The sequence below is a fragment of the Micromonospora sicca genome (genome assembly GCF_003172935.1).
Lineage (GTDB): Bacteria > Actinomycetota > Actinomycetes > Mycobacteriales > Micromonosporaceae > Micromonospora > Micromonospora sicca.
Genome location: NZ_QGKS01000173.1, coordinates 1 through 10910 on the forward strand (window position 1 = coordinate 1; position 10910 = coordinate 10910).

The 10910-nt window shown below is 74.0% G+C and carries 10 protein-coding genes; 4 read left to right on the forward strand and 6 right to left on the reverse strand.

From position 1 onward, the window contains the following. Positions 1–19: 19 nt before the first annotated feature. The 3 genes from DKT69_RS41605 to DKT69_RS09330 form a co-directional block, all read right to left on the reverse strand. A complete protein-coding gene (locus tag DKT69_RS41605) occupies positions 20–781 on the reverse strand; it encodes a VOC family protein (protein ID WP_109801180.1) in 762 nt (253 codons plus the stop codon). Positions 782–874: 93 nt separating this feature from the next. Continuing rightward, on the reverse strand, positions 875–1612 hold the full coding sequence (locus tag DKT69_RS09325) for an ABC transporter permease (protein ID WP_109801181.1): 738 nt from the start codon (positions 1610–1612) through the stop codon (positions 875–877). An 11-nt stretch (positions 1613–1623) separates the two neighbouring features. Next, entirely contained in the window at positions 1624–2550 is a 927-nt protein-coding gene (locus DKT69_RS09330) for an ABC transporter ATP-binding protein (RefSeq protein WP_236647418.1), read from the reverse strand. 79 nt (positions 2551–2629) lie between these two features. Here DKT69_RS09330 and DKT69_RS09335 point away from each other — a divergent pair, with 79 nt between their 5' ends. Beyond that, a complete protein-coding gene (locus DKT69_RS09335; RefSeq protein WP_109801182.1) occupies positions 2630–3679 on the forward strand; it encodes a WD40/YVTN/BNR-like repeat-containing protein in 1050 nt (349 codons plus the stop codon). A gap of 4 nt (positions 3680–3683) precedes the next feature. On the opposite strand, the gene DKT69_RS09340 is transcribed toward DKT69_RS09335, so the two are convergent. Next, entirely contained in the window at positions 3684–5723 is a 2040-nt protein-coding gene (locus tag DKT69_RS09340; RefSeq protein ID WP_109801183.1) for a HelD family protein, read from the reverse strand. Between the two features lie 214 nt (positions 5724–5937). On the opposite strand from DKT69_RS09340, the gene DKT69_RS09345 reads away from it, so the two are divergent. The 3 genes from DKT69_RS09345 to DKT69_RS09355 are packed head-to-tail and all read left to right on the forward strand — an operon-like array spanning position 5938 to position 8743. Then, positions 5938–6519, forward strand: a complete 582-nt coding sequence (locus DKT69_RS09345; protein WP_109801184.1) for an ArsR/SmtB family transcription factor — start codon at positions 5938–5940, stop codon at positions 6517–6519. A 43-nt stretch (positions 6520–6562) separates the two neighbouring features. Beyond that, a complete protein-coding gene (locus DKT69_RS09350) occupies positions 6563–7858 on the forward strand; it encodes an MFS transporter (protein WP_109801185.1) in 1296 nt (431 codons plus the stop codon). Between the two features lie 33 nt (positions 7859–7891). Next, positions 7892–8743: a menaquinone biosynthetic enzyme MqnA/MqnD family protein gene (locus DKT69_RS09355; protein ID WP_109801186.1), complete on the forward strand. Its 852-nt coding sequence runs from the start codon at positions 7892–7894 to the stop codon at positions 8741–8743. Between the two features lie 97 nt (positions 8744–8840). Here DKT69_RS09355 and DKT69_RS09360 read toward each other — a convergent pair whose 3' ends face one another. Next, the gene (locus DKT69_RS09360; RefSeq protein ID WP_109801187.1) at positions 8841–9776 is read right to left on the reverse strand and encodes a serine hydrolase; all 936 of its coding nucleotides are present in this window, start codon (positions 9774–9776) and stop codon (positions 8841–8843) included. Beyond that, positions 9776–10726 (reverse strand): hypothetical protein, encoded by a 951-nt coding sequence (locus DKT69_RS09365; RefSeq protein ID WP_109801188.1) that lies wholly within the window; start codon positions 10724–10726, stop codon positions 9776–9778. The genes DKT69_RS09360 and DKT69_RS09365 overlap by 1 nt, the downstream gene beginning before the upstream one ends. Positions 10727–10910: the final 184 nt, after the last annotated feature.

Sequence of the window (10910 nt, forward strand, 5' to 3'; positions counted from 1 at the left end):
AGGGTATTCGTCGGCAGCGTCAGAGGTGTATAAGAGACAGGGAGAAGAGGGCGCCCTGGGGGTCGCGGAGGGCGGCGGTGCGGCCGGCCGGGATGTCGCGGGGCGGGACCAGGATGGTGCCGCCGAGTTCGGCGGCGCGGGCGGCGGTGGCGTCGGCGTCGTCGACCGCGAAGTAGATCGACCAGTACGCCGGCAGGTCCGCCGGCAGCTCCTCCAGCGGCGGCATCATCCCGGCGACCACCCGCGCCCCGCACCGCCAGCCGGTGTAGGTGACCGGGCCCATCGGCCGCTCCTCCGGCTGCCAGCCGAAGACCAGCGCGTAGAACTCCTTCGCCCCCTCCGGATCGGGGGTGACCAGCTCGTTCCAGCACATGGCACCCGGCACGTTGAACAGCTCCGCGCCCGGCATCGCCATCGGCTGCCAGACGCTGAACACCGCGCCGGCCCGGTCGGCGAGGACCGCCATCCGGCCCTGGTCGAAGACGTCGAACGGGGTGACCAGAACCTGCCCGCCGGCCCGCTCCACCCGCCTGGCGACCAGGTCGGCGTCGTCGGTCGCCACGTACGTCGACCAGATCGGCACCTGGTCCGGGGTGGCCGGCGGGCCGGCGCCGGCCACCGACCTGCCGTCCTTGAGGAAGACGGTGTACCCGCCCGCCTCCGGCTCCGGGGAGACCCGGCCGGTCCAGCCGAACAGCTGCGGGTAGAACCGCTTCGCGTCCTCCAGGCCGGGCGTGGCCAGGTCGGCCCAGCAGGGCGTGCCGGGCTCGATGCCGTTCACGGTGACCCCTCTCGCCGGTGGCGGCCCGCTGGCACGCCCTGCCGGAATCGTGGCACCGTCCCGTCGGCCGCCGGGCGGGATTCGGACAAAAGGTCAGGTGAAACGGCGGCCCTCGTCCCGCCGGTACGCCCAGCCGGCGATCGCCGCCAGCACGACGATCCAGACGCCGAGCATCACCACGGAGACCTGGTCGGGTCGCCAGTCCGTGGTCGCCGCCCACATCAGCTCCACGGCGCCCCGGGTCGGCAGAAAGGGGGCGACCGCCTTGATGAGCCCGGGCGCGTCGTCCGGGCCGGAGAGCAGCCCGCCGCCGAAGGCGAGCGGGAAGAAGATGATCTGCGCGACCACGATTGCCGCCTTGCTCGGCAGCGAGTAGCCGACGGCCAGCCCCAGCAGGGTGAACGGCACCGAGATCACCGCGACCGTGGCCGCGCCGAGCAGGAACTGCACCGCGGTGACCCGGGCCGCGGTGCCTACCGCGGCGATGACCACCACCGGCAGCATCGACAGGTAGGTCAGCACCAGGCCGGCCAGGATCCGGCCGGCCAGGCGTGGGGCCGGTCCGGCCGGCAGGGTCCGGGTGTACGGGTTCCAGGGCTGGTCGCGGTCCTCGGCGACGCCGACGCCGTACTGGAAGATGTTGGCGCTCATCACCGCGAAGGTGACCATGGCGCCGGTGGCGTAGGTGGCGCCCGCCGCGTCGTCGCCGGCGAACGGCACCACGAAGAAGAGCATCGCGGCGGCGGGGAAGAACGCGCTGCCGAACACCGCCACCGGGATCCGGACGATCTCCAGCAGCTGGTAGCGCGCGTGAACCAGGGCGAGCGGCACGGGTGGCCTCCCTAGACGGTGGTGGTCGCGGGCCGGTCGTCGGCGGTGATGGCGAGGAACGCCTCCTCCAGCGAGGTGGGGCGGACCTCCAGGTCGCGGAACGCGACCCTGGCGGTGACCAGGTCACGGACGAGCTGGTCGGCGTCGGTGGTGAGCAGGTGGGTACGCCCCTCGGTCCGCTCGGTGGCGACCACGCCCGGCAGGGGCGGCAGGTCGTCGGCGACGAGGCTGACCCGGCGTACGCCGACGATGCCGCGGACGGCGTCCACCGTGTCGTCGGCGAGCACCCGGCCGTGGCCGATCACCACCACCCGGTGCGCGAGCGCCTCCACCTCCTCCAGGTAGTGGCTGCTCAGCAGGACCGTGCCGCCGTCGGCGTGGAAGCCGCGGACGGCCTCCCAGAGGGTGTGCCGCGCCTCGACGTCCAGCCCGGTGGTCGGCTCGTCGAGGATGACCAGCCGGGGCCGGCCGACGAAGGCGAGGGCGACCGCGAGCCGGCGGCGCTGGCCGCCGGAGAGACCGCCGGTCTGCCGCCGCACCTGCTCGGTGAGGCCGAACCGGTCCAGCAGTTCGCCCCGCGGGACCGGGTCGGGGAAGTGCGCGGCGACGAAGTCGACCACCTCGCCGACCCGAAGCGTGCCGGGCAGCCCGGTCTCCTGCGGGGTCACCCCGATCAGCCGTCGGCTGGCCGGGTCACGGGGGTCGCCGCCGAAGAGCTCCACCTGGCCGGCGGTCGGTCGGCGCAGCCCGACCAGCAGGTTGAGCAGGGTGCTCTTGCCGGCGCCGTTCGGGCCCAGTAGGCCGACCAGCTCGCCGGCGTGGACGGTCAGGTCGACCCGGTCCAGGGCGAGCACGTCGCCGTAGCGGCGGGTGGCCTGGTCGGCGCGGGCGAGCACGTCGCCGGGGATGGTCGCGGTTGCGGGCGCGATGTCTGGCACGGCTCCTGTATAGCCGCTCCGGGCCACCGGAGGGTGCCGGTGGTATCGGTTGTCGCCGATCTCCGGTAGGTTCCGGCGCATGCGGATGCGTGCGCTCACCTGTCTCATCCTGGCCGCCGCCGTCCTCGCAACCGGTTCCGGGGCCACCTGGCGCCCGGAGCCGAGCTGGCAGCTCACCGACGCCGGGGTGACCGCCCGGCTGCGGGGGCTCGCCCCGGTGGACGGCCGGGTCGCCTGGGCCAGCGGCAGCGGCTCCACCGTGCTGCGGACCGTCGACGGTGGACGGCACTGGGCGCAGGTGGGGCCGCCCACCGACGTACCGCTGCAGTTCCGGGACATCGAGGCGTTCGACGCGCGCCGGGCGGTGGTCCTGTCGATCGGGCCGGGCGGCGAGTCCCGGGTCTACCGCACCGACGACGGCGGGCGGAGCTGGGCGGAGACCTTCCGCAACCCGGACGACGCGGCCTTCTACGACTGCCTCGCCTTCTTCGACGATCGGCACGGGCTGGCCCTGTCGGACCCGGTGGACGGCCGGTTCCGGCTGATCGCCACCGCCGACGGTGGGCGCTCCTGGTCGGTGCTGCCCACCGCCGGCATGCCCGCCGCGCTGCCCGGCGAGTTCGCGTTCGCCGCGAGCGGCACCTGTCTGATCACCGCCGACCACGGCCCGGACCGGGCCTGGTTCGCCACCGGCGGCGCGTCCACCGCACGGGTTTTCCGCACCGACGATCGGGGGCTGAGCTGGCAGGCCGCCGACACCCCGGTGCCCGGTGGCCCGTCCGCCGGCATCTACTCGCTGGCCTTCCGCGACCCCCGGCACGGCATCGCGCTGGGCGGCGACTTCGCCAGCCCGACCAGCGCTCCGGACGGCGCGGCCCGCTCCACCGACGGCGGTCGCAGCTGGACGGTCGCCGACGCGCAGCCCGGCGAGTACCGGTCCGGGGCGGCCTGGGCGCACGGCGGCACCGCCCTGGCGGTGGGCCCGACCGGCAGCGACGCCAGCCGGGACGGCGGCCGGACCTGGCGGCGCTTCGACACCGGCAGCTTCGACGCGGTGGAGTGCACCCCGACGGGCGCCTGCTGGGCCTCCGGCGAGCAGGGGCGGGTGGCCCGGCTGAGCTGGCGCTGACGGGTCAGCCGAGCGGGTCCGGCAGCGGCTCCCGGTGCAGCACCGAGAGCCGGGAGACCGCCCGGGTCAGCACCACGTAGAGGCGGTGCAGCCCGCGCGGTTCGGCCGCGACGATCGCGGCCGGTTCGACGACCACGACGTGGTCGTACTCCAGGCCCTTGACCAGGGTCGCGGGCACCACGGTGACCCGCGCCGCGGTCGCCACGTCGTCGGCGCTCGCGGTCTCGACGCCCGCGTCGGCGAGCGCCGCCCGGAGCCCGTCCACCGCGTCCTCGGCGGCGATCACGCCGACCGAGCCGTCGTGCGCGAGCGCCGCCCGCACCTCGGCCACCGCCGCCACGGTCAGGTCGGCCACCGTACGCACGTCCAGCGCGCCGTCGCGGCGCAGCGACTCGGCCGGCGGTACGTCGACGGCGAGGGCCGGCAGCAGCCGGTTGGCGAACGCGACCACCACCGCCGGCACCCGGAAGCCGATGCTCAGCGGCACCACCACCGCGTCCGGCTTGCCCAGGTGCGCCAGGGACTCCCGCCAGTCCGTGGCGGCCCACGGCGCGGTGCCCTGGGCCAGGTCGCCGAGGAGGGTGATCGAGCCGTGCTCGCTGCGCCGGGCGATGGCCCGGCACTGCATCGGGGAGAGGTCCTGCGCCTCGTCGACCACCACGTGCCCGAAGCCGGCCGGTCGCTCGATCAGCCCGGCCGCCTCGTCGATCAGGACCGCGTCGGCCGCGGTCCACTTAGCGGCCTTCGGGGTGCGGCCGAGCTTCGTCCCGGTCGCCAGGAGTGCCTGCTCCTCGGCGGTGAGCAGCCCGTCGGCGGCGGTGGCGAGCGCGTCCGGGTCGGCGAGCAGGGTGTGCACGAGTCCTTCCGGGGTGAGCGCCGGCCAGACCGCGTCGAGGAAGGCGGTGACCGGCTTCGCCTTGGCCATCCGGCGCAGCCAGGCGTCGCTCGGTGACTCGGCGCGGCGGGCCTCGGACTGGCGTTGCAGCAGCCCCACCACCCGGGCCCGGACGCGCTCCCGGCCGGTGGCGTACGGCAGCCCTTCCCGGCGGGTCTCCTCGACCACCCGGTGCAGCGGGTCGAGGCCGATCCGCCAGCGGAACGAGCCGTCCGAGACCATGATCGGCTCGGTCGGCGCACCGATGTGCGCGTCGACGGCGCGGCGCAGCACCTCGGCCATCCGGACGTCGTGCTTGAGGGCCGCGACGGCCGAATCGTCCACGGCCCGCACCGGCGTCCGGGCGATCAGGTCCTCCACCGTCGCCTGCGCGACCTCGACCTCGCCGAGCGCCGGCAGCACCGCCGCGATGTACGACAGGAAGGCCCGGTTCGGCCCGACGATCAGCACTCCGGAGCGGCGCAGCCGTTCCCGGTGCAGGTAGAGCAGGTACGCGGCCCGGTGCAGCCCGACCGCGGTCTTACCGGTGCCGGGCGCCCCCTGGACGCAGATCGAGTCGGCCAGGTCGGCGCGGACCAGCTCGTCCTGCTCGGGCTGGATGGTGGCGACGATGTCCCGCATCGGCCCGACGCGGGGGCGCTCGATCTCGGCGGTGAGGATCCGGCTGGCGGTGCCCAGCTCCTCGCCCCGGTCCAGGTGCTCGTCCTCGAAGCTGGTGAGCAGGCCGCTGCTGAAGCCGAACCGGCGGCGGATCGCGACGCCCTGCGGGTCCCGGGCGCTGGCCCGGTAGAAGGAGCGGGAGACCGGGGCCCGCCAGTCCAGCACCAGCGGCTCGCCCGCCTCGTCGGTGACGTGCCGCCGCCCGACGTGGTACTCCCGCCCGGCGTGGTCGGGGTCGGTGTCGCCGAAGTCGAGCCGGCCGAAGAAGAGCGGGGTGGTCGGGTCGTCGGCGAGTTCGGCGACCCGCCGGGCGAGGGTGCGGCCCAGCATCTCCGCCGCGTACGGGTCGCCGGCGACCTGCTCGCCGCCGGCGAAGAGGGCTTCGGCGCGTTCCCGCATCCGGCGCAGCGCCGCTCGGGAGAGGTCCAGGTGGGCGCGTTCGGCGACGAGTTCGTCGTCCAGGGTCTGTTCTTGGGCGTGCAGGGTCATCCACGTACTCCTCGACACGGGGAAAAACACTGCCGCTCGCGTTTCCGACCGGTGGGTCGGCGCGGGGACGTCCGGTGCGGTGCTACACACCTCGGCCGTCAGGCGGGACAGGGCAGCCTACTCCCGCCAGCTGGGTGGGCAACCGGATATCCGGCATGCCACCCCGTCGGGTCGGCCGTTGGCCCGGTCGGCCGGCGGGCGGGATCATGGGGGGATGACCGAGGCGCGCCCCGAGCAGCGCCGGGTGACGATCAGCGACCCGCAGGTGATGCGGGCGCTGGCCCATCCGGCCCGAATCGCGATCATGGAACATCTCAGCTCACTGGAGGGCGGCGCGACCGCCACCGAGTGCGCCGAGATCGCCGGCCTGTCGCCGAGCGCGACCAGCTACCACCTGCGGGCGTTGGCGAAGTTCGGGCTGATCGAGCCGGCGCCGAGCCGGGGTGACGCGCGGGAGCGGGTGTGGCGGGCGTTCAGCCCCTCCTACTACATCGAGCCCGGACGGTCGGCCGGCTCCGAGGCGCGGGCCGCCGAGCGGGCCCTGGTGGAGGCGCACACGGCCCGCGACGCGCAGCGGACATTCGACTGGCTCGACCGGGCGGCGGACGAGCCGCCGGAGTGGTACGACGCCGCCCGGCTCAGCGACACCCTGCTGCTGCTCACGGCCGAGGAACTCGCCGGGCTCAACGAGTCGATCCAGGAGCTGATGGCGCCCTACCGCCGGCGGATCCGCAGGGACCCGCCGGCGGGCGCCCGCACCGTCGCCGTGCAGTACCGGGCGCTGCCCATCGATTGACGGGGGCTTGTGCGGACCAGATGTGAAGCACTATTTTCGAAGTATGGCCTTCACATCTGGTCCGTCGCGCTGGTCCGACGTCTGGCTCACCACGGCCGCGCGGGGCATCTCCAGCTGTGGGGACTTTCTCGCCGCGAGCGCCCTCACCCTGGCCCTGCAGTCCGCCGGGGCGGGCGGCCTGGCCGTCTCCGGCCTGCTGCTCGCGGCCACCCTGCCGCTGGTGGCGCTCGCCCCGCTGACCGGACGCCTCGCCGACCGGGTGGACAGCCGGCTCCTGCTGGTGATCGCCGGGCTCGCCCAGGCCGGGGTCTGCCTCGCCCTCGCGTACGCCGACGATCCGGTCCTGGTCATCGCCCTGGTGGCGGTGCTCGCCGCCGGGCTCGCGGTCACCCAGCCGGTGCTCGCCGCGCTGGTGCCCGCCATGGTCCGGGCCGCGGACCTGCCCCGGGCGAGCGCCCTCAACCAGACCGCCGGCACCCTCGGCGCGCTGGCCGGGCCGGCGCTGGCCGGGGTGCTGGTCGGCGAGTTCGGCGCGCGCCTGCCACTGCTCGTCGACGCCGGCAGCTACCTCGCGCTGGTGGCGGCCGGGCTGCTCATCCGTACCCGACGGGGCGGCTCCCGACGGGCGGACCCGGCGGCCACCGGGCCCGGGACGGCCACGACCGGCTGGCGGTTGCGCCGCGACCCGCTGCTGGTCGTGATGGTCGGCACCCTCGCCGCGGTGATCGGTGCGGTCGGGGCGATCAACGTGATCGAGGTCTTCTTCATCCGGGAGACGCTGGGCAGCTCCACCACCGTGTACGGCGTGGTGACCGGCGCCTGGACGCTCGGCATCGTGCTCGGCGGTTGGCTCTTCGCCCGGCTCGCCCGGCGGCTGGTGGACGACGGCGCGCTGCTCGGCGCCGGTCTGGCCCTGCTCGGCGGCTGCTGCCTGGCGGTCCTGGCCTCGGCGGCGGTGCCGTCCGCGGCGTTGCTCGTGCCGATCTGGCTGCTCGGCGGGGTGGCCAACGGGGGCGACAACGTCTTCAACAACCTGCTGCTGGCCCGCCGGGTTCCCGAGGCGTCCCGGGGCCGGGCGTTCGCCGTCTTCGGCGCCGCGGTCCAGGGGGCCGGGATGGCCGGGTTCCTGGTCGGCGGCCTGCTGCTGGAGCTGGCCGAACCCCGGCCGCTGGTCGCCGGCTGCGGGGTGGCCGGCCTGCTCGTGGTCGCCGCGGTGGCGGTCCCGGTCCGCCGGGCGGTCCGCGCCGAGCGGGCGGCCGTGGCCCGACCGGACGACCGCGGCCCGGCGGTCGACCGCGTGGCGGCTGCGGAGTTGGCCACTCCGACGCCATCCCGGTGAGCCGGCCGTCGGCGGCGGGGATACGGTCGGGGCATGGCTGACCGCATCACCCGCCCCCGTGTCGGACACATCCAGTTCCTGAACTGTCTGCCGATCTACTGGGGGCTGATGCGGTCCGGCGCGCTGCTCGACGTCGACCTGCACAAGGACTCGCCGGACCGGCTGAACGCCGCGCTGGTCGCCGGCGACCTGGACATCGGGCCGATCTCGCAGGTGGAGTACCTGCGGCACGCCGACGAGCTGCTGCTCCTGCCGGACCTCGCGGTCGGCAGCGACGGCCCGGTCCTCTCCGTCAACGTGGTCTCCACCAAGCCCCTCGCCGAGCTGGACGGCCGCCGGGTCGCGCTCGGCTCGACCTCCCGGACCGGCGTCCTGCTGGCCCAGCTCCTGCTCGCCGAGCGGTACGGCGTCCGCCCCGAGTACTTCCGCTGCCCGCCGGACCTGACCCAGATGCTGCTGGAGGCCGACGCCGGGGTGGTGATCGGGGACGTGGCGCTGCGCGCCCTCTACGAGGCGCCCCGCCGGGGCCTGGAGGTCACCGACCTCGGCCAGGCCTGGCGGGACTGGACCGGGCTGCCGATGGTCTTCGCCGTCTGGGCGGTCCGCCGCGACTTCGCCGCCGCCCACCCCGGCATGGTCAAGGAGGTGCACGAGGCGTTCCTGCGCTCGCGTGACCTCTGCCTGGCCGAGCTGGACCAGGTCGCCGAGGCGGCCGCCCGGTGGGAGCCGTTCGACGCGGCGACCCTGGCGACCTACTTCCGCACCCTCGACTTCTCCCTGGGCGAGCGGCAGGTGGCCGGCCTGCGCGAGTTCGCCCGGCGGGCCGCCGCGATCGGCGAGGTCCCCGCCCTGCCCGAGGGCGGCCCCGAGTTCTTCGCCGGCTGACCAGGCCGGCCGCTCCGGTTCTGCCGGCCGGTCTGAAACGACGACGTGGCGGCATCCCGGGGTCGGGACACCGCCACGTCGGCGAAGCGGAGACGGCTCAGGTGGCCGGGCGGAGCAGCGCCTCGGTGATCTTCTGGCAGTTCTTCATGCCGTACTCGTAGCCCATGTTGATCGGGTAGCGGACCATCACGCCCATCGTCCAGGTGTCGCCGATGGCGAGGCAGTTGATGTGCATCTCCTGCTCCCGCGTGCGGTCGATCCAGCCGTTCTTGATCGCGATGGTCTTCTGCTCGGCGGCCGGGAACGCCTTGCGGATGCCGAAGTCGCCGACGCCGCGGACCAGCCGCATCTCGTTGAGCAGCCACTTCGTCCACTTCGGCCCGGCGGCCCGGCCGTCCGAGATGCACAGCCCCAGCCGCGCGGTGTCCCGGGGGGAGAGGTTCGTCCGGCTCCAGCCGCCGTCCGCGGCCACCTTGCTGTCGGTGAGCTCGCAGGTCGAGAGCAGTCGCTTGATCGAGGCCGACCGGCCGACGTTGTTGTAGAACTGCTCGGCCCGGGTGTTGTCGCTGTCCCGGATGATCTGGGTGGCGTCGGCGAGCTTGGCGCTGCTCGGGGTCTGCCCGGCCTCGTCCGCCCGGCGCAGGTAGTCGGCGACGATCCACGACTTGATCATCGAGGCGGTGGTGCTGGTCTCACCCATGTTCTTGGAACCGATGATCTCGCCGGTCCGCTTGTCCAGCACGCTCCAGGCGTACCAGCCCTTGATGTCGAGGTCGAGATCCTGGGCCTGGAACGGCAGCGGCTCCAGGGAAGGGGACGGCGACGGGGTCGGCTGGGATCGGCTGCTGCGGTCGGTGGCCGCGCTGGTGGACCGGCCGGGCGACCCGGCCGAGTGCGAGCTGGCCGTCGGGCGCAGCGGGGAGCCGGGCACCACCCGGAGCGAGACGAGCACCAGTCCGACCAGGATGACGGCGACCGCGCCGTACATGAGCGGCCGGTGGTCGTTGCCCGGACGGCGCCGGGTGCCAGCCATCAGAGCTTCCCGACCGGCTGCTGCGGCACCTTCAGGGCCGCGCCAGGCTGCGGGGTGACGAGCTGGGTGGTGACGCTGGCGCAGACCTTGGCGCCGTACGCCAGGCCGAGCTTCTGCGGGTAGCGCATCATCACCGCGAGGGTCCACTTGTCGGTCACCGCGAGGCAGTTGACGTGCCACTGGACGTCCGCCCAGAGCATGGTGAACCCGTTCTTGATGCTGACCGGTCCCTGCGCCTTGATCTCGTCCGGCAGGCCGTCGATGATCCCCCACCGGCCACCGCCCTGGGTGGTCTGCTGGTCCTCGACGTCACCCCGGACCTTGGTCATCTCGCTGAGGACGAAGCTCGTCCACTTCCGTCCGGCGGCGGTGCCGTCACCGATGCAGTCACCCATCCGCACCGCGTCCTGCGGCGACATCTGGGTGTACGCCCACTTCGCCTTGGTCGGCTCGATCTTCGTGTCGGTCAGCTTGCACATCTTGATCAGCCGCTCCAGCACTGGCCGGCGCCCGCCGGCGTTGTAGAGCGACTCGGCGGAGATGTCGTTGCTGTCCCGAATGGCGGTGACGATCTGCTTCTTCCGGGTCGCGCTCAGCGGCTTGTCGCCGAGTTGCCGAAGGTAGTCGGAGACGATCCACGCCTTCATCATCGACTCGGTCGAATTGGTCGCGGTCATGTTCTGCGCGCCGCTGATCTCCCCGGTCTTCCGGTCCATCAGCGCCCAGGAGAAGAACTTCCCCTTGAAGTCCACCGAGACCGGGCCGGCGGCCAGGGTCGGCGGGGGCGGTGTGGTGGGCGCGGGAGCGGGCACGTTCTCCCCGCCGCCGATGCCGCCGATGCTGGCGAGGGCGCTCCCACCGGAGAGGCGGGCGTACGCGGCGGGCACCAGCATGACGCCACCGAGAAGGACCGCCACGATGGCGAGCACCATGGTCACGCGAGGTCGCATGAGTGGGTGAGCTCCAGATGTCTGGCCGGGGGGACCGGCTTTTCCGAATGGGTACGGCCTGATCGCCGGGGCCGGGGGAATGGCCGTGAGCCGGTGGCGATCGTCAGCAGCCGATCGGTGTGCCGGGGGAAGTCTACTTCCGGACAGGCCCGACGCCAGGATCTGCCGCCTGTGAACTCGCCGT

Bases quoted from the DNA above. Each gene is read 5' to 3' on its own strand.
- DKT69_RS09350 (WP_109801185.1), top strand. From the start codon at position 6,563: ATGGCCTTCACATCTGGTCCGTCGCGCTGGTCCGACGTCTGGCTCACC.
- DKT69_RS09355 (WP_109801186.1), top strand. From the start codon at position 7,892: ATGGCTGACCGCATCACCCGCCCCCGTGTCGGACACATCCAGTTCCTG.
- DKT69_RS09365 (WP_109801188.1), bottom strand. From the start codon at position 10,726: ATGCGACCTCGCGTGACCATGGTGCTCGCCATCGTGGCGGTCCTTCTC.
- DKT69_RS09345 (WP_109801184.1), top strand. From the start codon at position 5,938: ATGACCGAGGCGCGCCCCGAGCAGCGCCGGGTGACGATCAGCGACCCG.
- DKT69_RS09335 (WP_109801182.1), top strand. From the start codon at position 2,630: ATGCGGATGCGTGCGCTCACCTGTCTCATCCTGGCCGCCGCCGTCCTC.
- DKT69_RS09360 (WP_109801187.1), bottom strand. From the start codon at position 9,776: ATGGCTGGCACCCGGCGCCGTCCGGGCAACGACCACCGGCCGCTCATG.
- DKT69_RS09340 (WP_109801183.1), bottom strand. From the start codon at position 5,723: ATGACCCTGCACGCCCAAGAACAGACCCTGGACGACGAACTCGTCGCC.